Source organism: Hydrogenophaga sp., from assembly GCF_031426985.1.
Classification (GTDB): Bacteria; Pseudomonadota; Gammaproteobacteria; order Burkholderiales; family Burkholderiaceae_C; genus Hydrogenophaga.
In genome coordinates this window covers 1-23,013 of record NZ_JASJOY010000137.1, presented here as the reverse complement: position 1 = coordinate 23,013, position 23,013 = coordinate 1, and the positions used below count along the sequence as shown (strand labels likewise).

Below are 23,013 nucleotides of genomic sequence, written 5' to 3'. Positions count from 1 at the left end.
GCATGTCCATCCTGTCCAATCTGGATCTGATTCGCCGGGTCCCGCTGTTTTCCACCTTGACACAGGCGCAGGCCGAATCGGTGGCGGACGCGGTGGTCAAACGCCGCTACAAGCGCGGTGAGCTCATCGTCGAGCAGGGCAAAAAATCCAACTTCCTGGCCATCGTGCTGACCGGGCGGGCGCGCGTGATCACCACCGACACGCGCGGGCGAGAAGTGATCCTGGCCACCATGAACCCGGGCGACTACGTGGGCGAGATGAGCCTGATCGACAACCAGCCGCATTCGGCCACGGTGCGGGCCGAGGTGCAGACCGATGTGCTGATCCTGGGTCGACCGGAGTTCGCGCGCTGCCTGCCGGAGAACACCTCCATGGCCTATGCGGTGATGAAAGGGCTGGTGCAGCGGCTGCGCCACGCCGACCGCAAGATCGAGTCGCTGGCGCTGATGGACGTGTACGGCCGTGTGGCGCGTGCCCTGCTGGAGTTTGCCCAGCCCGACAAGGACGGCCAGCTGGTGATCCGCGACCGGGTGTCGCGCCAGGACGTGGCCAAGATGATCGGCGCCTCGCGCGAGATGGTCAGCCGCGTGATGAAGGACCTGGAAGACCGCGGCTTCATTGAGGTGGCCGAAGACGGCAGCACCATCATCAAGGAACGCCTGAACACGCTCGGCTGAGCGCCGCCTCGATCGGCGCCGGGCTACCGCCGGTTACACGGCCAGCGCCCGGTCGTCGCCTAGCCTTCGGGTAAGCTTGCCCGAGGACGTTTTCGAGGCCCATGACCTATTCACTCAACACCCTCAACGCCGACCGCGCGCAGCAGGCGCCGGCCGGCGTCTCGCGTTTTGCGCAGGAAATCGGCCTGTTGCTGGGGGCGGCCGCCTTGGCGTTCTGGCTGCTGGCCTTGCTGAGCCATTCCCTGGCCGACCCCGCCTGGAGCACGACCGGCACGCAGCCTGTGGTCGGCAACTGGGGTGGGCGCCTGGGGGCGTTGCTGGCCGATGGCAGCTATTTCCTGCTGGGCTTCTCCGTCTGGTGGCTGCTGCTGGCGGGCCTGCGCACCTGGCTGTCTGCCCTGGCGCGCTGGATCCGCGGGCAGCAGGGGCTGAGCGACGACGATTTACCAGACGATGGTGCGCCGTTGCCGGCCTGGGGCCGCTTTGTCCAGTCGCGCAGCGGTTTTTGGGTGGGCCTGGTGCTGTTGTCGATGGTGAGCACCGCGCTGGAGTGGAGCCGCCTCTACCGTCTGGAGCTGTTGCTGCCCGGGCATGCGGGTGGGGTGCTGGGACATGGGCTGGGACCGGTGACCACGCGCTGGCTGGGTTTCAACGGTTCGGCCCTGGTCCTGCTGGCGCTGTTGCTGGTGAGCCTGCCGCTGGTGTTCCGCTTTTCGTGGGCGCATTGGGCCGAGCGCCTGGGCGCCGGGCTGGACGAGTGGATCGAGGCGCGGCGCGAAAAGCGCGAGGCTGTGGAAGACCTGCGCATCGGTGAGCAGGCGGCGCGCGAGCGCGAGGTGGTGGTGGCCGTCGAGCGCGTGGAGATCGAGGAGCAGCACCCGACGCCGGTGGTGATCGAACCGACCGTGGTGGACGTGCCCAAGAGCGAACGCGTGGCCAAGGAACGGCAGAAACCGCTGTTTGTGGAAATGCCCGACAGCAAGCTGCCGCAGGTGGATCTGCTGGACAGCGCGCCGGTGCACCAGCAGGGGGTGGATGCGCAGACGCTGGAGATGACCAGCCGCCTGATCGAGAAGAAGCTCAAGGACTTCGGCGTCGAGGTGCGGGTGGTCGCGGCCGCCCCTGGTCCGGTGATCACCCGTTACGAGATCGAGCCGGCCACGGGCGTGAAGGGCTCGCAGATCGTCAACCTGGGCCGCGACCTTGCGCGCTCGCTCTCGCTGGTGTCGATCCGCGTGATCGAGACCATTCCGGGCAAGAACCTGATGGCGCTGGAGCTGCCCAACGCCAAGCGCCAGACCATCAAGCTCAGCGAGATCCTGGGCTCGCAGGTCTATCACGAGGCCAAGAGCCTGCTGACCATGGGCCTGGGCAAGGACATCGCCGGTCAGCCGGTGGTGGCCGACCTGGCCAAGATGCCGCACTGCCTGGTGGCCGGTACCACCGGATCGGGCAAGTCGGTGGGCATCAACGCCATGATCCTGAGCCTGCTGTACAAGGCTGACGCCAAGGATGTGCGCCTGCTGCTGATCGACCCCAAGATGCTGGAGCTGAGCGTCTACGAAGGCATTCCGCACCTGCTGTGCCCGGTGGTGACCGACATGAAGCAGGCGGCCAACGGCCTGAACTGGTGCGTGGCCGAGATGGAGAAGCGCTACAAGCTCATGAGCAAGATGGGCGTGCGCAACCTGGCCGGTTTCAACACCAAGATCGACGACGCCCGGGCACGTGGCGAGATCATCGGCAACCCGTTCAGCCTCACGCCCGAGCAGCCCGAGCCGCTGGAGCGCCTGCCGCACATCGTGGTGGTGATCGACGAGCTGGCCGACCTGATGATGGTGGTGGGCAAAAAGATCGAGGAACTGATCGCCCGCCTGGCGCAGAAGGCGCGCGCGGCCGGCATCCACCTGATCCTGGCCACGCAGCGCCCCAGCGTGGACGTGATCACCGGCCTGATCAAGGCCAACATCCCGACCCGCCTGTCGTTCCAGGTCAGCAGCAAGATCGACAGCCGCACCATCCTGGACCAGATGGGCGCCGAGAGCCTGCTGGGCATGGGCGACATGCTGTACATGCCGTCGGGCACGGGCTTCCCGATCCGGGTGCACGGCGCCTTCGTCAGCGACGACGAGGTGCACCGTGTGGCCGCCTATCTGAAGGACCAGTACGGCGAACCCAACTACATCGACGGCGTGCTGGAGTCGGCCGCGGGCGATGGCGAGGGCGGTGACCTGTTCGGCGAAGGCGGTGGCGAGGGCGGCGAGAAAGATGCGCTGTACGACCAGGCCGTGGCCATCGTGCTGCAGGACCGCAAGGCCAGCATTTCGTATGTGCAGCGCAAACTCAAGATCGGCTACAACCGGGCGGCGCGACTGCTCGAAGACATGGAAAAAGCCGGTCTGGTGAGCGCGCTCACCTCCAGCGGCCAGCGCGACATCCTGGTGGCACCACGCGGCGACTGACGCGCCGCTGAACCTTCGGGCCCGCGACGGGTCTGCTTGCACATGAACAAGTTTTTCACCGCTTCCGCCCTGGCGCTGTGCGCCTGGTCCGCCCAGGCCGACGGGCTGCAGGACCTCGACGCCTTTCTGCGCGAGGTCAAAAGCGCGCAGGCCAGCTTCACGCAGGTCGTCACCTCGCCCAAGCGCACGGGCGAGACGGTGGCGCGCAGCAAGACCTCCAGCGGGCGGTTCGAATTTCTCCGGCCGGGGCGTTTCCGCTTCGAATACACCAAGCCTTTTGAGCAGACCATCGTGGCCGACGGGCAGACGCTGTGGCTGTACGACGCCGACCTCAACCAGGTGACGGCGCGTGCGCAGAAGGATGCCCTGGGCAGCACGCCCGCCGCGCTCATTGCTTCGGGCACCGATCTCAAGGCGCTGGGCGAGGTGTTCGACCTGAAGGCTGCGCCCGCGGCCGATGGCCTGGAATGGGCCGAGGCCCGGCCCAAGGCCAAAGATGGCCAGTTGCTGAGCGTTCGTGTGGGTTTCAAGGGCGGGCAGCTGGCCGCGCTGGAGATCGCCGACAGCCTGGGCCAGCGCTCGGTGCTGAGCTTCAGCCAGTGGCAGGGCAACGCCCCGCTCAAGGCCGAGCAGTTCGCCTTCAAGCCGCCCGCCGGTGCGGACGTGATCCGGCCGTGAACGTCTGACGCCGTGGCGACCACAGCACCCCACCAGCCCCTGGCCGAACGCCTGCGCCCGCGCACGCTGGGCGAGGTGATCGGCCAGCAGCAGCTGCTGGGCGAAGGCATGGCGCTGCGCCTGGCCTTTGAATCGGGCCAGCCGCACAGCTGCATCTTGTGGGGCCCACCGGGTGTGGGCAAAACGACGATCGCCCGGCTCATGGCCGATGCGTTTGACGCCCAGTTCATCACCATCAGCGCGGTGCTCGGCGGCGTCAAGGACATCCGCGAGGCGGTGGAGCAGGCGCAGGCCGTGCGCGACGGGCTGGAGCAGCGGCGCACCATCGTCTTCGTCGACGAAGTGCACCGCTTCAACAAGAGCCAGCAGGACGCCTTTCTGCCGCACGTCGAGAGCGGGCTGTTCACCTTCATCGGCGCCACCACCGAGAACCCCTCGTTCGAGGTCAATTCCGCGCTCCTGTCCCGGGCCGCGGTCTATGTGTTGCAGCCCCTGGGTGAGGACGACCTGCGCCAATTGGTGACACGTGCGCAGGGCATTGGTGCAGTGCCGGCCATCGAGAAAGCGGCAGAAGACCGGCTGATCGCCTACGCCGATGGGGACGCGCGGCGCCTGCTGAACACCCTGGAGACCCTGGCGGTGGCCGCCGGGCGTGAAAAACTGGAACAGGTGAGCGACGCCTGGCTGCTGCGCGTGCTGGGCGAGCGCATGCGGCGCTACGACAAGGGCGGCGAGCAGTTCTACGACACCATCAGCGCGCTGCACAAAAGCGTGCGCGGCTCCGACCCCGACGCGGCGCTGTACTGGTTCGTGCGCATGCTCGACGGCGGCGCGGACCCGCGCTACATGGCGCGCCGCTTCATCCGCATGGCGGCCGAAGACATTGGCCTGGCCGACCCGCGCGCGCTGCGCCTGGCGCTGGACGCGGCCGAGGTGTACGAGCGGCTGGGCAGCCCCGAAGGCGAACTGGCGCTGGCCGAGTGCGTGGTGTATCTGGCCGTGGCGCCCAAGTCCAACGCGGTCTACAAGGCCTTCAACGAGGCCAAGGCCTTCGTCAAGAAAGACGGCAGCCGCCCGGTGCCCATGCACCTGCGCAATGCACCGACGAAGCTGATGAAGGACCTGGACTACGGCAAGGGCTACCGGTATGCCCACGATGAGGCGGGCGGCTTCGCGGCGGGCGAAAACTACCTGCCCGACGGGATGGGGGCGGCGCAGTTTTACCGCCCGGTGGAGCGCGGGCTGGAGATCCGCATCGCTGATAAGCTGCGCGAACTCAAGAAACTCAACAATCAGAATAACTAATGAAAGCCCAATGTGCCTGATGCTGTGCCGCACGGGTACCCGAAACCGAGGGTAAACCCGCGCCAGCTAAGGGCTTACACGCATCCGGCACCGAAATACCCTTCGATACAATCCGCCACCAACCCGCCCAACGCCCCATCTCCGGGGTGCTCCTGGCGGGTTTTTTGCTAAGTTGAAGCGGGTCTGGACACGGGGCCCCGATCCACACAAGGGATCGGGTGCTGACTACCCGGTCGTGTGTCCCGACCTGTCAAAAACACGGAGAAAACTTCATGGACGTTTTGCTGCAGCAGATCATCAACGGTCTGGTCCTGGGCAGTATGTATGCGCTGGTGGCGTTGGGGTACACCATGGTGTACGGCATCATCGGGCTCATCAATTTCGCGCACGGCGACGTGCTCATGGTGGGCGCGCTCACCAGCTGGACCATCATCCGCATGATGACCGGCGACTCGGGCAGCCTGCCGGGCTGGCTGGTGTTGCTGCTGGCCACCCTGATCGCCATGGTGGTCTGTGGTGCGCTGAATTACTCGATTGAAAAACTGGCCTACCGGCCGCTGCGCAATTCGCCGCGGCTGGCGCCGCTGATCACGGCCATCGGTATGTCGCTGTTGCTGCAGACCTTTGCCATGATCATCTGGGAGCCCAACCCCAAGGCCTACCCGGCCCAGCTGACGACCGAGCCGATCGAGCTCGGTGGCGCGGTGATCTCGGTGACGCAGGTCGTCATCCTGGGGGTGACGGCCATGACCCTGGCCGGCCTGATGTACCTGGTCAACAAGACCAACCTGGGCCGCGCGATGCGCGCCACCGCCGAGAACCCGCGCGTCGCCGCGCTGATGGGCATCAAGCCCGACGTGGTGATCTCCGCCACCTTCATCATCGGTGCCATGCTGGCCGCCATCGCCGGCGTGATGTGGGCCTCCAACTACGGCACGGTGCAGCACGCCATGGGCTTCATGCCCGGCCTCAAAGCCTTCGTGGCGGCGGTCATGGGCGGCATCGGCAACCTGGCCGGTGCCGTGGTCGGCGGCATCGCGCTGGGCCTGATCGAGTCGCTGGGCGCGGGCTACCTGGGCCAGCTGACCGGCGGTGTGCTGGGCAGCCAGTACGTCGACATCTTCGCTTTCATCGTGCTGGCACTCGTGCTCACGCTGCGCCCCTCGGGCCTGCTGGGTGAACGTGTGGCCGACCGCGCCTGACCGGAGACTCACAACATGACGAACACCAAGAACGGCAAGATCTTTGCCTTTGCGCTGACTGGCATCGCGCTGCTGGTCCTGCCCCTGCTGCTGCAGGCCACCGGCTCCAATTCCTGGGCCCGCATCGTGGACCTGGCGCTGCTGTACGTGCTGCTGTCCCTGGGCCTGAACATCGTGGTCGGCTACGCCGGTCTGCTGGACCTGGGCTACATCGCGTTCTATGCGGTCGGTGCCTACATTTACGGCTTGCTGGCTTCGCCGCACCTGGCCGACACCTTTCCGGTCATCAAGGCCATGTTCCCCAACGGCATGCACCTGAGCATCTGGCTGGTGATGCTGGTGGCGGCGTGCGTGGCGGGGCTGGTGGGCATGCTGCTGGGGGCGCCCACGCTCAAGCTGCGTGGCGACTACCTGGCCATCATCACCCTGGGTTTCGGTGAAATCATCCGCATCTTCCTGCTCAACCTGGACCGCCCGGTGAACATCACCAACGGACCCAAGGGCATCAGCCAGATCGACGCGCTGACGGTGTTCGGCATCAACCTGGGGCAGCGGCAGACGCTGAGCATCGGGGACTGGAGCTACACCTTCCAGCCGGTGACGATGTACTACTACCTGTTCCTGTTCTTCGTGCTGCTGTCGGTGGTGCTGTCCTACCGCCTGCAGGACTCGCGCATTGGCCGCGCCTGGATGGCCATCCGCGAGGACGAGATCGCCGCCAAGGCCATGGGCCTGAACACCCGCAACCTCAAGCTGCTGGCCTTCGGCATGGGCGCCACCTTCGGCGGCATGTCCGGCGTGCTGTTCGCATCGTTCCAGCGCTTTGTCTCCCCCGAGTCCTTCTCCCTGATGGAGTCGGTGATGGTGGTGGCCATGGTGGTGCTGGGAGGTATCGGCCACATCCCGGGCGTGATCCTCGGCGCGCTGATGCTGGCCGGTCTGCCGGAAATGCTGCGGCACATGCCCGACCTGTCGCATGTGACCGGTGGCCGACTGGGGCCGGAAGTCCTGCGTCAGCTGCTGATCGCGCTGGCCATGGTGGTGGTGATGCTGCTGCGTCCCAAGGGTCTGTGGCCTTCGCCGGAACACGGCAAGGCACTGACGAAGTAACCGAAGGACACCACAACATGTCTGAAACCATTCTCAAAGTTGCCAACGTCTCCAAGCGCTTTGGCGGTCTGCAGGCCCTCAGCGACGTGGGCATTGAAATCAAGCGCGGTCAGGTTTACGGCCTGATCGGCCCGAACGGTGCCGGCAAAACCACGTTCTTCAACGTGCTGACCGGCCTCTACACGCCCGACAGCGGTTCGTTTGAGCTCGCGGGCAAGCCCTACACCCCCACGGCGGTGCACGAAGTGGCCAAGGCCGGTATCGCCCGCACCTTCCAGAACATCCGCCTGTTCCCCGAAATGACGGCGCTGGAAAACGTGATGGTGGGGCGCCACGTGCGCACCCATTCCGGCCTGATCGGCGCGGTGTTGCGCACCCCTTCCTTCAAGAAGGAAGAGGCCGAAATCACCGCCCGCGCCAAGGAGTTGCTGGAGTACGTGGGCATTGCGAAGTTTGCCGACTACAAGTCGCGCACCCTGTCCTATGGCGACCAGCGCCGTCTGGAAATCGCCCGAGCCCTGGCCACCGACCCGCAACTGATCGCGCTGGACGAACCCGCCGCCGGCATGAACGCCACCGAAAAGGTGCAGCTGCGCGAACTGATCGACCGCATCCGCAACGACAACCGCACCATCCTGCTGATCGAGCACGACGTGAAGCTGGTCATGGGCCTGTGCGACCGCGTGACCGTGCTGGACTATGGCAAGCAGCTGTCGTCGGGCACCCCCGCCGAAGTGCAGAGCGATCCCAAGGTGATCGAGGCCTACCTCGGCACCGGTGGGGGGTGAGCACCCCCTGCGCCGCGCTGTGCGCGTCACCCCCCAGGGGGCAACATCTGCGGCCCGGCAAAGCCGGTTCCGCGGTGTTCTCGGTTGAGACAGTTCGCGCCGGATGGTGCAACGAAGAAGGATTCTGGATATGGCAAACACACTCCTGAAAGTCAGCGGTCTGAAGGTCTCCTATGGCGGCATCAAGGCCGTCAAGGGCATCGACCTGGAAGTGCGCGAAGGCGAACTGATCACGCTGATCGGCTCCAACGGTGCGGGCAAGACCACCACCATGAAGGCCATCACCGGTTCGCTGGGCGTGGAAGCGGGCAGCATCGAATACATGGGCCAGCCTATCAAGGGCCAGGGCGCCTGGGATCTGGTCAAGCAGGGCCTGGCCATGGTGCCGGAAGGCCGCGGCATCTTCACCCGCATGACCATCACCGAGAACCTGCTGATGGGCGCCTACATCCGCACCGACAAGCCGGGGATCGACGCCGACATCGAACGCATGTTCGGCATCTTTCCGCGACTGAAGGAGCGCAAGGACCAGCTGGCCGGCACCATGTCGGGCGGCGAGCAGCAGATGCTGGCCATGGCGCGTGCGCTGATGAGCCAGCCCAAGGTGTTGCTGCTGGACGAACCGTCCATGGGCCTGTCGCCCATCATGGTGGACAAGATATTCGAGGTGGTGCGTGACGTGTCCGCCCAGGGCGTGACCATCGTGCTGGTGGAGCAGAACGCCCAGCGCGCGCTGCAGATCGCCGACCGCGGTTATGTGATGGATTCCGGTCTGATCACCATGACCGGCCCGGGCAAGGAACTGCTGACGGACCCCAAGGTCCGCGAGGCCTACCTGGGGCACTGAACCCGCTTGCACCCAAAAGAAAGGCCCGCATCGCGGGCCTTTCTGCTTCTGGACGGCGTCACGCCAGGGGCGTGTATTCGGGCACGAGCGAGCGCAGCCACTGGCGTGTGGCCGCCGCATCGGGGGCGGGCCCGGCGCCGGCAATCCAGGCGCTGACGCTGGCCGCTTCCAACGCCGGTGCCGCCACCTTGGCGATGCGCAGTTTGGGGTGGGGCGTGGGTTCGGTGGTCTCGTCGTTGGCCAGCAACTCTTCGTAGAGCTTCTCGCCCGGGCGCAGGCCAGTGAAGGTGATGGGCACGTCCTGCTCGGTCTGGCCCGAGAGCCGGATCAGCAGCCGCGCCAGTTCCACGATCTTCACCGCCTCGCCCATGTCGAGCACGAAGATCTGGCCCGAGCGTCCCATCAGCCCGGCCTGCAGCACCAGCTGCGCGGCCTCGGGAATGGTCATGAAGTAGCGCACGATGTCCGGGTGCGTCACCGTTACTGGGCCACCGCGGGCGATCTGCTGCGTGAACAGCGGCACCACCGACCCGCTGGAACCCAGCACGTTGCCAAAACGCACCGCCACGAATTGGGTGCCCACGTGTTCGCGCGCCACGGCCTGCACCATCAGCTCGGCCAGGCGTTTGCTGGCGCCCATCACGTTGGTCGGGTTCACCGCCTTGTCGGTGGACACCAGCACAAAACGCCGCGCAGCGACTTGACCCGCCACGCGCGCCGCGTTGAGCGTGCCCTGCACATTGGTGCGCAAGGCCTCGACCTCGTTGAGCGACTCCATCAGCGGCACGTGTTTGTAGGCGGCCGCATGGAACACCACGGTGGGCAGGTGCTGCTGCGCGATGGCCAGCAGGCGGTCGGCCTCGCGCACGTTGGCGGTGTAGTACAGGCCCTGCATCTGTGGATGGGCCGCGCGCAACTCCTGCTCCAGCTGGTAGACGGCGAATTCCGACACGTCCACGCAGACCAGGCGCGCGACGCCGAAGCGCGCAATCTGCCGGCACAGTTCGGACCCGATGGAGCCGCCCGCGCCCGTCACCAGCACGGTGTGACCCGCGATCAGCTGCGACAGGCCTTTTTCATCCAGCGCCACGGGCGCACGACCCAGCAGGTCGTCCAGCTCCACCTTGCGCAGCTGTCCCGGCTCGGCGCGCAACCACTCGTCTGGCCGCGGCATGGTCAGCAGCGGCAGGCCAGCGTCGCTGGCGCCGATCAGGGCCGCGCGCCGCGCATCGGATCCGGGTGCGCTGACCACCAGCGCGGCGGCGGCCTCGGTCTCGCGGGCGACCTGGGGCAGATCGGCCAGGGTCCCCAGCACCTCGACGCCCTGCAACGAGCGGCCGCGCTCGGCCGCCAGGGGGCTGACGATCCCGACCGTGGACCATTTGCGCGCACCACGCAGCGCGGGCAGGGCGGCCGCAGCGTCCTGCACCGTGCCCACCAGCAGCAGCGGTTTGCCTTTTGCGTGCGCTTGGCGATCGTCCCGGTAGATCAATCGGGCTATGGTCCGTACCGCCAGCAGCAGCAACATGGTCAGCATGGGGTGGAGCAGCAGGACCGAGCGTGGAAACTCCGGTAGTCGCAGCATCAGCACCGTGGCGCCAGTCAGCAGCGCACCCACGGCCAGCGCATAACCCAGGCGTTCGAGCTCAGCCAGGCTGGTGTAGCGCCAGACGTGCCGCCGCACGCCGAAGACGGCCAGACTCAACAGGTGCCATGCCAGAGGCCAGATGCAGGACTGCAGCATCAGGTGTTCGAACGCGTCGGGCACCTCGAAGTTAAAACGGAAGGCAAACGCCAGCCACCAGGCGAAGCCGACCAGTGTCGCGTCGATGGCCAGGTGGATAGCGTGGGCGATGGAGAGTGAACGCAGCATGCGGCGGGTCCTTACAGACCCAGGCGTGATCGGATAAAGCCCAGCGGGCTGTCGATGCGCTGGAAGACGGGGGCCAGATCAGGATGGGTCTGGAACTGCGGGGAGAACGCGGCGGTGGTGGGTTGGCACACCACCAGGAGGGACTTGGGAAACACCGGTGGCGCATGCCGTTGCAGGTGCACCACGCTGAAACCGCTCAAGCCCAGTGCGGTGGTCAGGGTCTCGGCGCAGAAATGGCTGGGATGCGAGAAGTGAATATCGCTGAGCGACGCGTAGGCCTCGGTGTCCGGTACATCGATGATCAGGCGCGTTGTCTCGTTCGCCATTGACCGGATCTCGCGCAGCACCGCCAGCGGATCGACGAAGTGTTCGAGCACGTGGATCAGGCTCACCACCTGCAGGGTGGCGCCCGCGCGGGCCAGATCGGACAGCGAGGCGTGGCCGCGCCCCTTGGATCGTGCCTCCGCATAGGCGAGGAAGCTGCGGTTCTTCTCGATGAGGTGGATCGCAACGTGCGGGGCCCTGGCGGCCACGGCTTCGGCCAGTCCGCCATCGCCGCAGCCCACGTCCAGGAAACTGTGCATGTCCGGGCAATGGGTGAAGAGCAGATCGGCGTAGTAGGCCTTGCGAGCCTCCCGCGACTGTGCTTCTTTGGAATGGCTGTCTGGAATGCCCTCGCTTTTGACTGTCTGACGGTACAGGTCTTCGTAGAAGAGACCGATGGATGCTTCGTCAGGATAGGGGTTGGTGAAGCAGAAACGGCAGCGTTCGCAACCGACTGTGGTCAGGCCCAGAAAGTTGCGATCATGTCCGCACACGGTCCGATGTTGCGTGGCGCCGCACAGAGGACAGGCTCGTACCAGCTGGGGCTGGCGTCGAAATGCGCGACCCAGCGCGATGGATCGGAGGACTTTGTTCAACATGCGGCGTCGGGCTCGGTGGTGTGGTGTGGGGTTGGGATTCACTGCCCGCGGGATGACCCCATCAGGTCTTCGACGAGATGCAGGACATTCGCTGTCGCTTGTTCACTGGTTTGTGGGCTGTGAGAAGGCGTGGCCAGAGCGCTGCACACGGCCGGTTCGAGATCGACGACCGACGCGGCGATCTGCGTGGAACCGAATTGTTCGAAGGGTGGTCTGCGAGTGCGTCGTGTGAAGCCAAGCTGGACCAACGGGATGCCCGCCAGCAGGGCCTGTATGCCGGCGGTAGACGTCTCCGTCACGGCCGCTGCGGCGCCATGGAACGAGTCGAGCAAGCCCACGGCGCCGGACCGGTGCGTCACCAGGCGAGGGTGTTGCATCGTCATCTGTTGTTCATTCGGATGGGGGCGGTAGACGACGACCCAGTCGTGGCGTTCCGCTGCCGCCAGGAGGGCCTTGAGCACTGGGCCGTTGACAGGTTCGTGCCGCGGACTGCCGGCCGGGGCGAACGGCTCGCTCTGCGACAGGTAGACGATGCGCGGCGGCACCGCACGCGGGACATGCCGGATGGCGTCGAGCGCGTCAAACGCGGGATTGCCGGTGACCACGATGTCGTCTGCCGGGCGGCCCTCATCGACGATCATCTGCTGCACGCTGCCGTCGAGCACCGCCAGTCGCGTGGCAAAGCCGGGGGACTTCAACCATTGCAATTCGTGGGCCGGGTACTGGTCGACCAGCACCAGACTCGGAATCGACGCAGCGCCAGCGGCCTCGACGATGGCCCGTTCCAGCCGCGGCGCACTGGTGGCGAGCACCAGATCCGGCGCGAAGTGTTCCACCACCTGGCGTGCGAAGTGCACGGGATGAAAGGCGCCGCGGCCCTGTTGCGTGTAGATGGCCCAGGCGGCTTCGTCGCCCTGTTGCAGCGCTAGGTCGTGCAGATTCATGCCCAGGTAAGTCACGCTCTCTTCCTGAGAAAGCGTGAGCGCACCGACGTTGGAGGCCATTGCCTTGTGCCCCCAGCGTTGCACCCGCTCGCGCCACCCCAGGCGATCCACCAGTTCCGAAACGCTGGTGAACGCTATCCCACGCCGTCGCAGCGCATCCGCCGCGGTGTTGATGGCGATGATGTCAACGCGATGGCGTTTCCGCAACGGCGCGATCAGGGGCAGCAGCATCTCCACATGCGCTGCGCCGTAACAGGCAGCGAGGATCTTCTGGCCTTGACCGGGTGTTGTCATGACGGGTGTGCGCCGCCTGCCGCTCAAGGCATCTGGTGCTGGGCGGAATAGGTCGAATAGATGCGCTCTCGATGCCATTCGCTGGCCATGGGCGAGAGTGCATAGTCGTGGAAGCAGGGCGTGCCCAGTGTCCAGTGCAGCAGCCGCGCGTCCGGGTTTTCGCCGAACTCGTCGGGCAGCCAGTTCCAGACCTTGGGCAGCGCGCCGATCTCGTCGTCGCGCAACCAGCCAAAGCGGTGCAGTTGCGAACCGCTGGAGGACTGGATGTATTCCGGTGTCAGCGTCTGGTTGGACGGATGGCTGCAGTTCCACAGAATCACGCTGGACCAGTTCTTGCGTGGGTAGTCCTGGTTGCGGGCGCCAAGGTACTTCACGCTGGATGTGGTTTTGTAGTCGTGCTGGACCACGACCACCGCCTTGGTCGGGTCGGCGAGTTCGAACAATGTGTTGATGTCCGCACGCAGCAGCATGTCGCCATCCATGAACACCGCCCAGCCCTGGTACCCCATGAGGTGCGGCACCAAGAACCGGCTGTAGATGAAGTCGTTGCTCCCATCGGTGTGGGTCTCTGAGTAGCCGTGCAGCATGTTCAGCGCCAGTGGGGTGATGGCCACCGGCTTCCTGGCATGCCTGATGATGCTGTTGGCACACACGTGGTAGGCGATGGCCTCGCGTTGGTCAAAGCCGATGAAAACGTTTCTCATGGTCTATTCCTGGTGCATCGAATGAAAGATCGACAGTGCATACAAGGCTCGGATCTCCCGGACGAATTGCCCGTGATGTAAAAAATCCCCGTACATGTCATTGACCGATTCGCGGTTGAACAGTTGGAGCACGATGCCCTCCTGGGCAAACAGCATCCGCTCCACCTCGACGCGCATATGAGACATGAACTGGTGGATGGGCACGGTGAACATCTGCTTTTTCCGGTGAGCCAGCTCCTCGCCGATCAGCGGGACCACCGCGCGTTTGAACCAGTGCTTCTTGTCGCCCTGGGCCGAGAGCTTGGTGGCGCCGCGCGAGCGGAAAGCGAATTCCATCATCCGCCAGTCCAGGAAAGGGGTGCGCGCCTCGATGCTCACAGCCATGCCCATGCGGTCGGGTTTCACGAGGTTGTTGCCAGACAGCAGCAGCTGCATGTCGAGGTGCAGGGCCTGGTTGACACGGTCAAAGTGCCGGGCCTCTTCGAACCAGGGTGCGGCCGCCCTGCTGAAACTGTCGATGCCTTCCAGCTGTGCACGCACCGCCGGTCGGTAGAGCGCGGCCTTGGCTTGGGGGCTGAAGAGGGAGATGCTATAGAAATAGGAGCGCTCGAATACCGCCTGGGGCTGGGTGAAGGCGTCGGAACGCGCGAAGAACTGCGCGTACTTGTCGTAGCCGGCGAACAGCTCGTCGCCGCCGTCGCCGGTCAGCACCACCTTGACGTGTTGTGCGGCCAGCTCGCTCACGCGCAGGGTCGGCATGAAGGACGCGTCGCCGTGCGGCTGGTCCAGGTGGTGCAGCACGTGCGGCCAGCGGCCAAGCATGTTGAGCTCGGCCACCTCGGCCGTGTGCGCGCAGCCAAAGCGCTGCGCCGCCTGCAGGGCAAAGGCGGACTCGTCGTAGCGCGGGTCGGCGAAGCCGATGCAGAAGGTCTTGACCGGTTCTTTTACATGCCGCGCCATCAGGCCGACGATGGTGCTCGAATCGACGCCGCCCGAGAGGAAGGCGCCGAACGGCACGTCGGCGCGCAGGCGGATGCGGGTGGCATCGTCCAGCAGGGCCATGAACTCCTCGGCCCAGGCGTCGAACGTGTGGTCCTGCTCGCGCTGGTCGGCCAGGCTCCACCAGCGTTGCACCTGCACGGCGCCGCCGCGCGTGTAGCGCTGCCAGGTGCCGGGCAAGACGTGGCGCACGCCGTCGAACGCGGTCCACGGCGCCGGGACGTAGTTGAAGGTCAGGTAGTGGTGGATGGCTTCCAGATCCATGCCCGGCTTGTGCGGCAGGGCCGGCCACAGGGCCTTCAGTTCAGAGCCGAAGACCATGCGCTGGCCGTCGTCGTGCACATACAGCGGTTTGACGCCGATGCGGTCGCGCGCCAGGTACAACGCATCTTCGCGTGCGTCGTGGATGGCGATGGCGAACATGCCGTTGAGCCGCCGCAGGCAGGCGATGCCTTCGCGCTCGTACAGGCGCAGGATGACTTCGGTGTCCGAGTGCGAGTCCAGCCGCACGCCCTGGGCGCGCAGCTCGGTCGCGAGTTCGACGTGGTTGAAGATCTCGCCGTTCTGCACCACCGCGATCTGGCCGTCGTCGCTCAAGAATGGCTGGTGACCGCCGCCCAGGTCGATGATGGACAGGCGCCGGTTGCCGATGGCCACGCCACGCGCGGGCACGTGGTGGACGCCTTCGTCGTCCGGCCCGCGGTGCACCAGCGCCTGGGCCATGCGGTGCAGGGCTTCTTCGGCCAGTGCTTGTTGTCGACGGTCCCAGTAACCGAAGATGCCGCACATGGTCAGTTGCTGCCTTTGCCGTTGAGGCGCCGGATGGTCATGAGGATGATCTTCAGGTCCAACCAGAAGTTGCGTTCGCGCACGTAGCGCAGGTCGGCTTCCAGCCGCTGATTGCCCACCGATTCGGACCGGTACAGCGCCTGCGCCAGCCCGGTGATGCCGGGACGCACGCTGCAGCGCTGCGCCCAGTCGGCCGGGGTGTAAAGGCTTTGCTGCGCCGGCACATCGGGGCGTGGGCCGACCAGGCTCATGTCGCCCGTGAGCACGTTGATCAGCTGCGGCAGTTCGTCCAGGCTGGTGCGGCGGATGAAGCGGCCCACGCGGGTGATGCGCGGGTCGTTGGTCGAGGTGAAGTAGGGGCCGATGCTGGCGGCGTTCTTCACCATGCTGCGGAACTTGAACATGCCGAAGGTGCGACCGTGCAAACCCACGCGGGTCTGGCGGAACAGCACGGGCCATCCGCTTTCGGCGGCTACCGCCAGCGCCGAGCCCAGCAACAGCGGGCTGAGCAAGAGCAGAGCCGTCAGGGCGCCGGCGATGTCGAACAGGCGTTTTGTCATCCGTGTCCGTTGTGCCGCATGCGCGAGGCGATCTGGCCAATGGTCTCGGCGATGCGCAGGCGGTCGGCTTGCACCTGCTCGGCGCTGCGCGAGGCCAGCGCCTGCTCGGCCGAGCGCAAGGCTGCAACCTCGTCTTCGAACGAGCCCGCGTTGCCACTGCCATGAAAGGTGCGCGAGAGGATCACCGCCCTTGAACCCAGCCGCAGGTGCTCGGCCAGCACATCGCGGCCGGGCAGCAGGCCCTCGTCCAGCCGGGCGATGCCGCCGAAACCGAAACGCAGCCCTTGCGCCCGGGTCATCCGGGCCACGGTGTCCACGAGCCCCAGCGCCAGCGGCTCGAACATGAAGTGCAGCCCCATGGACAGGTGCAGGTCGTTCAGGCCCACGTACACCTCCTCCAGGCCGGGGGTGCCGATCCATTCGGGCAGGGACTCGAACGCGCCCGCGGTTTCCAGCAGCGCCACCACCGGGGCGCGCCCGGCCACGATGGCGCAGAAGGCCTGCAGTTCCCAGGCTTCGGTGAACATGGGCAGCATCAGCAGGTCGGCGCCCTGCGCCAGCACCGCGTTCACCTCGGTGTCGGTGTCGGGGTTCAGCGGGTTCACGCGCACCATCAGGCGCGCGCGCCGCAGCACCGCCTTGACGCGGCCCACGTCCGCCAGCGTGTGGGTGCTGATGAAGGTGTTGCGTCCGGCCTGGCGTTCGGCCTTGCCGTTGCGCTCCAGATCCACCCACAGGCGCAGGGCGTCCAGAGCGTCGCAGCGGCGCGCGAAGTCGGGGTCGTGGGTGATCTGGATGAGGTCGATCATGGGTGCTTCAAATTATCGCCGCAGGGCGCGGCGCAGCCCGGGCGAGGCCAGCCAGGCCACGGCGATCACCGCGCCGGCCGCCAGCGCGGCCAGCAACAGGCCGCCCAGGCGGCTGTCGATGTGCCAGCTCGCCCCCATGGCCGCCACACACACGGCGGCCAGCGCGGCCGGCAGCAGGTCGCGCCAGTCCAGGGCGTTGCACACGTGTTCGCGTTCGCTCAGGCACAGGGCCAGCGCCGCCAAGGCCAGCGCGGTGTTGACCAGGCCCATCACGAAGCCGCCGCCGGCCAGGCCCCAGATCGGGCCCACCCAGGCGCCCGCCGCCAGCACGAGCAGGGCCAGCCCGTACGCCAGCACCGCGTGGCGCAGCCGGCCAGTGCTGGCCATCAGGGTCAGCAGCACCGCCAGCAGGGCCTGCGGCAGCAGCGACCACGCGCCCACGCGCGCCCAGTCGGCGATCTGCGCCACCGCTTCGGTCGGCATGCGGCCCCAGCCAAACAGCAGCCGGGCCAGCGACGGTGCCAACCCCGCCAGCGCCGCAGCGGCGGCACAGGCCAGCACCCAGGCCAGCACAAAGGCCTGGCGCAACGCGTCGCGGCGGGCGGTGTGGGTGCCCGCGGCGGGCGGGGCGGCAAAGGCCCGCGCGATGCCCGGAAACGCCAGCGACGCCACCAGCTGGATGGCCAGCACCAGCGGCAGCTCGACCAGCTTCCAGGCGTAGTTGAAGGTGGTGAGGGCGCCTTCTCCGGTGCCCGATGCGAGGCTGCGGGCCAGCAGCGGCAGCAGCAGCGGCAGGCCGGCGCTGGCCAGCGCCCACAGCCAGACGCCAGGCAATGGCCAGCGGTCGTCGCCCGCAACCGCCGCTTGCGTTGCGGGTGGGGTTGCCCGCGCGAGCCGCCAGCGCAGCCACAGCAGCCGCAGCGCCATGGCCAGCAGCAGGCCCAGGCCCAGGCCGAACAGCGCGCGGGCGGGGGTGTCGGTGGCGGCGCTGGCGATCAGCAGCAGGCTGCCGATCACCACGCCGTTGACCACCAGGTTGGCGCCGTACATGCCGGTGAAGTCGCGCTGGTGTTGCAGCCGCGTGGTCCACAACGCCGCCAGCAGCGCCAGGGGCAGGGCGGCGGCGCTCCAGCGCAGACCGCTCAGGGCGACCGGGCGCACCGTTTCACCCAGACCCGGCGCCAGGGCGTCGGTGGCCAGGCCCGGCACCAGCAGCAGCACGGCGGCCACGGCGCCGCCGCCGATCAGCAACCCCCTGCCCAGCTGTTGCAGGCCCTGGGTCTGCGCGGCGGCGCCCTGGCGCGCCCACAGCGGCAGCAGCACGTAGGCCAGTGCGCCCGAGGCGAGGATGCCCGTGAGCAGATCGGGCAGCGTGAGCACGAGGATGGCCACGTCGGCCAGGCCGCTGGCGCCCAGGGCCGCGGCCTGCACCGATTCGCGCAGCAGGCCCAGCACGCGGCTGACCAGCAACAGGGCGAGGGAGACCAGACCGGCGCGCAGGAACATGGCGCGCATTATCAGCGGGGCGTTCACACGGCCCGGGTCGGGGACCCGGCCATGGCGGCCGCGCTGAGCGCCGTCGCTCGTGGCGCGGGCATCTGGCTCTCGGGCGGTCTGCGGCGTTGCAAAGCCTCGGCGGGTCGATCCCGGCCCGTCGGTGTTTGGCGCCTTGCAGCCCATCCCGACCGCGGGCGCCCGCCTCCACGGGGGCTTGTCCAGCGTCGCCCTAAAATGGCGGGTTGCGCGCGACCGCTTGCGGTGGTGCAGTTCCAACCCCTTCCCGAACCCTTGGCCCGCGTGGCCCGCTCCCATGTCACAAGCCCCGAACCCCGCCGCCGCACCGGTGGCCGCCGCCACCGACGACAACCAGCTGATCGCCGAGCGCCGCGAAAAACTCAAGGGCCTGCGCGAGGCGCAGCAGCGCGGCGAGGGCGTGGCCTTCCCGAACGACTTCAAGCCCGCCGACAAGGCCGCCGAGCTGTTTGAACGCCACGGCGAAGCCACCAAGGAAGCGTTGGAAGCCAGCCCGGTGCGCGCCAGCGTCGCGGGCCGCATGATGCTCAAGCGCGTGATGGGCAAGGCCTGCTTCGCCACGCTGCAGGACGCGTCGCTCGGCCCGTCGGGCGGCCGCATCCAGATCTACCTGAACACCGACAGCGTGGGGGAAGAGAAGCTGTCCGCCTTCAAGCACTGGGACCTGGGCGACATCATCGCGGCCGAAGGCGTGCTCATGCGCACCCGCACCGGCGAGCTGTCCATCCACGCCGACAACATCCGCCTGATCACCAAGAGCCTGCGCCCGCTGCCCGACAAGTTCCACGGCATCCACGACCAGGAAATCAAGTACCGCCAGCGCTACGTGGACCTGATGACCGACGAGAGCGCCCGCAAGCGTTTCGTCACCCGCAGCCAGGCGCTGTCCAGCATCCGCGACTTCATGGTCCACCACGGCTTCCTCGAAGTCGAGACGCCCATGCTGCACCCCATCCCCGGCGGCGCCAACGCCAAACCCTTCAAGACCCACCACAACGCGCTGGACCAGGAAATGTTCCTGCGCATCGCGCCCGAGCTGTACTTGAAGCGCCTGCTGGTGGGCGGTTTCGAGCGCGTGTTCGAGATCAACCGCAACTTCCGCAACGAAGGCATCAGCGTCCGCCACAACCCCGAGTTCACCATGATGGAGTTCTACGCGGCGTACTGGAACTACCAGGACCTGATGGACTTCAACGAGCAGCTGATCCGTCACGTGGTCAAACAGGTGCACGGCGACACGCCGCTGACCTACAACGGCAAACCCGTGGACGTGTTCTCGCCCTTCGAGCGCCTGACCATCCGCGAAGCCATCCTCAAGTACACCGAGGCCGGCGCGGGGGTGGACGATGCCGCCTGGCTGATTCCGGCGCTCAGGAAGCTGGGCATGAGTGAAGAAAAGCACCAGCTCTCGACCCGCTCGCTGGCCAGCCTGCAGGTGCTGTACTTCGAAGAGACGGTGGAAGAGAAGCTCTGGAACCCGACCTTCATCATGGAGCATCCGACCGAAATTTCGCCGCTGGCGCGCGCCAACGACGACCGGCCGGAAGTCACCGAGCGTTTTGAGCTCTACATCACCGGCCGCGAGTTCGGCAACGCCTTCTCGGAACTGAACGACGCCGAAGACCAGGCCGCGCGCTTCCACGCGCAGGTCGCGGCCAAGGATGGCGGCGACGAAGAAGCCATGTACTACGACGCCGACTTCATCCGCGCGCTCGAATACGGCATGCCCCCGGCCGGCGGCTGCGGCATCGGCATCGACCGCCTGATGATGCTGCTGACCGACTCGCCCAGCATCCGCGACGTGATCCTGTTCCCCGCGCTGCGCCGCGAGAACTGAAGGGTGTAGCCCCCACGCTCCGCCGCTGACGCGGGTCGCTGCCCCCCGAGGGGGTGCGAATCCGGCTTGGGGCGGCCCTGCGCCGGATTCATCGACCTCGCGCTCCGCCGCACGCGGGTCAGAAGTTCACCGACTGGATGCTGCGCCGGGGCTCGCGGCGCAGCGCGTCCATCGCGATCTGCAGCCAGTCGAGGTGGGCCTGGGCGTTGACCTGCAGTTCCACGCTGTCCTGCGGCAGCAGGGCCAGCACGATCTTGAACTTCAGCGTGCTGCCCACCGGCAGTTCGTCGGAAGGGCGCAGACCGCCGGCGAGCACGCTGGTGGACGCCGCCACCGCTTGCGGACCACGCACCGGGCCTTCCATCAGCAGGGCAAAACCGCTGTCGCTCACGCGGGCGGCGGTGTCCACGTCGCGCGCCACCGAACGCAGCAGCGAACCCGTGAGCACCAGCGCCCGGTCGGCCACTTCGCGGCCGTGTTCGCGCACAAAAAAATCGTGGTTGTCCAGCGTGATCAGCAGCAGCGCGTTGTGGTGGCGGTAGCGCTGGGCGCGCACCAGGCTGTCGTGCAGGCGCAGCATGAAGTTGTGGCGGTTGCACAGCCCGGTCAGCGGCTCGGTCAACGACAGCGCCTTGGCGCGCGCCTGCGCTTCGTGTTGCAGCGACGAACGTTGCAGCAGCCCGTAGAACAGCAGCGGCGCCTCGATGGCGGCGGCGATGACCATGGCGTACTGCGTCAGGAAGCCCGACGAGATCAGGTCGAAGTTGCGCAGCACCGGCAGCGCACCGGCCAGCAACACCGGCAAGACGCCCAGCGCGATCCAGCGCACCCAGCGGTCGCCGGTGCGCCAGGCGGCCCACAGCATGGCGTAGATCGCCACCATGGTGAGCGCGCCCACCGCGGTGATGGCTTGAAAGCTCCAGGGGCCCGGTTGCACCACGTCCCACACGGTCAGCGCCAGCAACAGGGCCGCCAGCGACAGCGCGATCCGGTCGAGCGCCGGCCCGATGCGCCGCGGCTGCACCACCTGCCGCACGAACAGCACGGCCACCGCCGCCACCAGCGGCAGCAGCACGAATTCGGCCAGACCGTTCCAGCCCGCGGCCTGGGGCCAGAGGAACTGCCCGCCCACCCCCAGCGAGGCGGCCAGCGACAGGCCCAGCAGCGAGATGTAGCCCGCGTAGGCCAGGAAGCTGCGGTCGCGGAACACCAGGCCGTTGGCCACGGCCACCGCCGTCAACAACAGTGCCATGCCGAAATAGGCCCCCAGCAGAAACTGCTGCAGGATGCGCTGCTCGCGTAACTGGCCGTGGCTGTGGATGAACAGTTCGCCCGAGAACGGCACGCGCGCGTGTTCGATGCGCACCCAGTAGGTCACCGGGGCATCGGTGCGCGGGTCCAGCGCGAACACGGGGTAGCGGTCGGGTGAGGGCCAGTCGCGCACCGCGATGCGGTCACCCGCGTGTTGCTGGTGCCAGGTGCCATCGGCCCGGCGGTGGTAGACGCTCATCCGGTCGGTGCCCGAGCGCGCCAGCTCCAGTTCCCAATGCGAGTCCGGGTCCTGGACCCAGGCATCGAACCGCACCCACAAGGCACCGGCGGCGCCCAGGCTCACGCGGTGGCCCTGGGCGCGCGGCTCGAACGGCAGGCGGTCGACCTGCTGCTCGACCTGTTCCACCGTCAGCTGCCCGGTGCGGTCCACCCAGGCCACGCTGCGCTGGGCCAGCGGCCGGCTGGGCTGCGTGCCGTCCAGGCGCACCGGGGCGGTGGGCATGGGGGTGGGGGTGTGGGCCGCGGCCGCCCGGTGGGCGGGCCACCAGGCCAGCAGCGCCAGCAGCAGCGCAGCCAGCCACCATCCGGCGCGGGCAAGGCGCGGCCTGCGAGAGGTGCTGCGGTTCTGGAAGCTTGGCGTCAAGGGCATGGCCCGATTCTGTGGCCTGCGCGCTGCCGGCCAGCGGGCAAACCGCACGCTGGCCCGGACGCCATGCGCCGGTGCGGCCAACGCACCACAGTGCGGGCGTGAAAAAGCCCCGCCAGGCGGGGCTTTGCGGGGCGCGGGGGCTGCGTGCCGCGATCAGGCGAACTCGGCCAGCGCCTTGCGCATCTTCTTCATGGCCGCCACCTCGATCTGGCGCACCCGCTCGGCGCTCACACCGTACTCGGCCGCCAGCTCGTGCAGCGTCATGCCGCCCGAGCCGTCGTCGTTCACCTTGAGCCAGCGCTCGGTCACGATGCGGCGCGAACGGTCGTCCAGCTCGCCCATGGCGCGGGCAATGCCCTCGGTGGCCAGCACGTCGCGCTGGGCCGACTCGATCACCGCGGTCGGCTCGTGCGCCGCGTCGGCCAGCCAGGCGATGGGGCCGTAGGCCTCTTCGCCGTCGTCGGCGGGGCTGGGGTCCAGCACCACGTCACCACCCGAAAGCCGGGTTTCCATCTCGCGCACTTCCTCGGGCTTGACCTTCAGGTCGCGCGCGACCACGTCGATCTCGCTGTCCGAGAGCACCTCGCGGTGCGTGTCGCCTTCGGCCGCTTCGGCGCGAAAGCCCTGCTTCTTGCTGCGCAGGTTGAAGAACAGCTTGCGCTGCGCCTTGGTCGTGGCCAGCTTGACCATGCGCCAGTTCTTGAGGATGTACTCGTGGATCTCGGCCTTGATCCAGTGCATGGCGTAGCTCACCAGGC

At 67.3% G+C, this 23,013-nt stretch carries 19 protein-coding genes; 9 read left to right on the top strand and 10 right to left on the bottom strand.

Annotated features, from left to right (window positions below; all coding sequences use genetic code 11):
• Positions 1-2 precede the first annotated feature (2 nt).
• From RMP09_RS15975 to RMP09_RS15940, 8 genes are all read left to right on the top strand, one after another.
• Entirely contained in the window at positions 3-677 is a 675-nt protein-coding gene (locus RMP09_RS15975) for a Crp/Fnr family transcriptional regulator (RefSeq protein ID WP_310566976.1), read from the top strand.
• Between the two features lie 101 nt (positions 678-778).
• Entirely contained in the window at positions 779-3,139 is a 2,361-nt protein-coding gene (locus tag RMP09_RS15970; protein WP_310566975.1) for a DNA translocase FtsK, read from the top strand.
• 42 nt (positions 3,140-3,181) lie between these two features.
• Positions 3,182-3,817, top strand: coding sequence for an outer membrane lipoprotein chaperone LolA (gene lolA / locus RMP09_RS15965; RefSeq protein ID WP_310566974.1), 636 nt, complete (start codon positions 3,182-3,184; stop codon positions 3,815-3,817).
• A 12-nt stretch (positions 3,818-3,829) separates the two neighbouring features.
• Positions 3,830-5,122, top strand: a complete 1,293-nt coding sequence (locus tag RMP09_RS15960; protein WP_310566973.1) for a replication-associated recombination protein A — start codon at positions 3,830-3,832, stop codon at positions 5,120-5,122.
• Positions 5,123-5,394: 272 nt separating this feature from the next.
• On the top strand, positions 5,395-6,324 hold the full coding sequence (locus tag RMP09_RS15955; RefSeq protein WP_310566972.1) for a branched-chain amino acid ABC transporter permease: 930 nt from the start codon (positions 5,395-5,397) through the stop codon (positions 6,322-6,324).
• Between the two features lie 15 nt (positions 6,325-6,339).
• Positions 6,340-7,434 (top strand): ABC transporter permease subunit, encoded by a 1,095-nt coding sequence (locus tag RMP09_RS15950; protein WP_310566971.1) that lies wholly within the window; start codon positions 6,340-6,342, stop codon positions 7,432-7,434.
• 17 nt (positions 7,435-7,451) lie between these two features.
• Positions 7,452-8,222, top strand: coding sequence for an ABC transporter ATP-binding protein (locus RMP09_RS15945; protein WP_310566970.1), 771 nt, complete (start codon positions 7,452-7,454; stop codon positions 8,220-8,222).
• Between the two features lie 130 nt (positions 8,223-8,352).
• Complete coding sequence (locus RMP09_RS15940; RefSeq protein ID WP_409559741.1) at positions 8,353-9,069, top strand: ABC transporter ATP-binding protein; 717 nt, start codon at positions 8,353-8,355, stop codon at positions 9,067-9,069.
• A 58-nt stretch (positions 9,070-9,127) separates the two neighbouring features.
• Here the strand turns inward: RMP09_RS15940 and RMP09_RS15935 are convergent, their stop codons facing one another.
• The 8 genes from RMP09_RS15935 to RMP09_RS15900 all read right to left on the bottom strand — a co-directional run bounded on the left by RMP09_RS15935 (position 9,128) and on the right by RMP09_RS15900 (position 18,470).
• Positions 9,128-10,942, bottom strand: a complete 1,815-nt coding sequence (locus RMP09_RS15935) for a nucleoside-diphosphate sugar epimerase/dehydratase (protein WP_310566969.1) — start codon at positions 10,940-10,942, stop codon at positions 9,128-9,130.
• A gap of 11 nt (positions 10,943-10,953) precedes the next feature.
• Positions 10,954-11,865: a class I SAM-dependent methyltransferase gene (locus tag RMP09_RS15930; RefSeq protein WP_310566968.1), complete on the bottom strand. Its 912-nt coding sequence runs from the start codon at positions 11,863-11,865 to the stop codon at positions 10,954-10,956.
• Between the two features lie 38 nt (positions 11,866-11,903).
• The gene (locus tag RMP09_RS15925) at positions 11,904-13,040 is read right to left on the bottom strand and encodes a hypothetical protein (RefSeq protein ID WP_310566967.1); all 1,137 of its coding nucleotides are present in this window, start codon (positions 13,038-13,040) and stop codon (positions 11,904-11,906) included.
• Between the two features lie 86 nt (positions 13,041-13,126).
• Positions 13,127-13,807, bottom strand: coding sequence for a glycosyltransferase (locus RMP09_RS15920; RefSeq protein WP_310566966.1), 681 nt, complete (start codon positions 13,805-13,807; stop codon positions 13,127-13,129).
• A gap of 3 nt (positions 13,808-13,810) precedes the next feature.
• Positions 13,811-15,595, bottom strand: a complete 1,785-nt coding sequence (asnB, locus tag RMP09_RS15915) for an asparagine synthase (glutamine-hydrolyzing) (protein WP_310566965.1) — start codon at positions 15,593-15,595, stop codon at positions 13,811-13,813.
• A 2-nt stretch (positions 15,596-15,597) separates the two neighbouring features.
• Positions 15,598-16,155 (bottom strand): sugar transferase, encoded by a 558-nt coding sequence (locus tag RMP09_RS15910; RefSeq protein WP_310566964.1) that lies wholly within the window; start codon positions 16,153-16,155, stop codon positions 15,598-15,600.
• A complete protein-coding gene (locus tag RMP09_RS15905; protein WP_310566963.1) occupies positions 16,152-16,964 on the bottom strand; it encodes an aldolase/citrate lyase family protein in 813 nt (270 codons plus the stop codon). The genes RMP09_RS15910 and RMP09_RS15905 overlap by 4 nt, the downstream gene beginning before the upstream one ends.
• Positions 16,965-16,976: 12 nt before the next feature.
• Complete coding sequence (locus tag RMP09_RS15900; protein ID WP_310566962.1) at positions 16,977-18,470, bottom strand: lipid II flippase MurJ; 1,494 nt, start codon at positions 18,468-18,470, stop codon at positions 16,977-16,979.
• A gap of 304 nt (positions 18,471-18,774) precedes the next feature.
• Here RMP09_RS15900 and lysS point away from each other — a divergent pair, with 304 nt between their 5' ends.
• Positions 18,775-20,334, top strand: coding sequence for a lysine--tRNA ligase (lysS, locus tag RMP09_RS15895; protein ID WP_310566961.1), 1,560 nt, complete (start codon positions 18,775-18,777; stop codon positions 20,332-20,334).
• A gap of 118 nt (positions 20,335-20,452) precedes the next feature.
• Here the strand turns inward: lysS and RMP09_RS15890 are convergent, their stop codons facing one another.
• Together RMP09_RS15890 and RMP09_RS15885 are read right to left on the bottom strand one after the other, a co-directional pair.
• Positions 20,453-22,255 carry a 7TM diverse intracellular signaling domain-containing protein gene (locus RMP09_RS15890; protein WP_310566960.1) on the bottom strand — a complete coding sequence of 601 codons (1,803 nt, stop codon included), beginning with the start codon at positions 22,253-22,255 and terminating at the stop codon, positions 20,453-20,455.
• A gap of 153 nt (positions 22,256-22,408) precedes the next feature.
• On the bottom strand, positions 22,409-23,013 hold a 605-nt coding region (locus RMP09_RS15885; RefSeq protein ID WP_310566959.1), incomplete at its 5' end, for a sigma-70 family RNA polymerase sigma factor.

Excerpts from the sequence above, each read along its gene's own strand:
- RMP09_RS15890 (WP_310566960.1), bottom strand. The coding sequence starts at position 22,255 with ATGCCCTTGACGCCAAGCTTCCAGAACCGCAGCACCTCTCGCAGGCCG.
- asnB (WP_310566965.1), bottom strand. The coding sequence starts at position 15,595 with ATGTGCGGCATCTTCGGTTACTGGGACCGTCGACAACAAGCACTGGCC.
- RMP09_RS15910 (WP_310566964.1), bottom strand. The coding sequence starts at position 16,155 with ATGACAAAACGCCTGTTCGACATCGCCGGCGCCCTGACGGCTCTGCTC.
- RMP09_RS15905 (WP_310566963.1), bottom strand. The coding sequence starts at position 16,964 with ATGATCGACCTCATCCAGATCACCCACGACCCCGACTTCGCGCGCCGC.
- lolA (WP_310566974.1), top strand. The coding sequence starts at position 3,182 with ATGAACAAGTTTTTCACCGCTTCCGCCCTGGCGCTGTGCGCCTGGTCC.
- RMP09_RS15940 (WP_409559741.1), top strand. The coding sequence starts at position 8,353 with ATGGCAAACACACTCCTGAAAGTCAGCGGTCTGAAGGTCTCCTATGGC.
- RMP09_RS15935 (WP_310566969.1), bottom strand. The coding sequence starts at position 10,942 with ATGCTGCGTTCACTCTCCATCGCCCACGCTATCCACCTGGCCATCGAC.
- RMP09_RS15950 (WP_310566971.1), top strand. The coding sequence starts at position 6,340 with ATGACGAACACCAAGAACGGCAAGATCTTTGCCTTTGCGCTGACTGGC.
- RMP09_RS15925 (WP_310566967.1), bottom strand. The coding sequence starts at position 13,040 with ATGCTGCTGCCCCTGATCGCGCCGTTGCGGAAACGCCATCGCGTTGAC.
- lysS (WP_310566961.1), top strand. The coding sequence starts at position 18,775 with ATGTCACAAGCCCCGAACCCCGCCGCCGCACCGGTGGCCGCCGCCACC.
- RMP09_RS15955 (WP_310566972.1), top strand. The coding sequence starts at position 5,395 with ATGGACGTTTTGCTGCAGCAGATCATCAACGGTCTGGTCCTGGGCAGT.
- RMP09_RS15975 (WP_310566976.1), top strand. The coding sequence starts at position 3 with ATGTCCATCCTGTCCAATCTGGATCTGATTCGCCGGGTCCCGCTGTTT.
- RMP09_RS15920 (WP_310566966.1), bottom strand. The coding sequence starts at position 13,807 with ATGAGAAACGTTTTCATCGGCTTTGACCAACGCGAGGCCATCGCCTAC.
- RMP09_RS15945 (WP_310566970.1), top strand. The coding sequence starts at position 7,452 with ATGTCTGAAACCATTCTCAAAGTTGCCAACGTCTCCAAGCGCTTTGGC.
- RMP09_RS15970 (WP_310566975.1), top strand. The coding sequence starts at position 779 with ATGACCTATTCACTCAACACCCTCAACGCCGACCGCGCGCAGCAGGCG.
- RMP09_RS15900 (WP_310566962.1), bottom strand. The coding sequence starts at position 18,470 with ATGTTCCTGCGCGCCGGTCTGGTCTCCCTCGCCCTGTTGCTGGTCAGC.
- RMP09_RS15930 (WP_310566968.1), bottom strand. The coding sequence starts at position 11,865 with ATGTTGAACAAAGTCCTCCGATCCATCGCGCTGGGTCGCGCATTTCGA.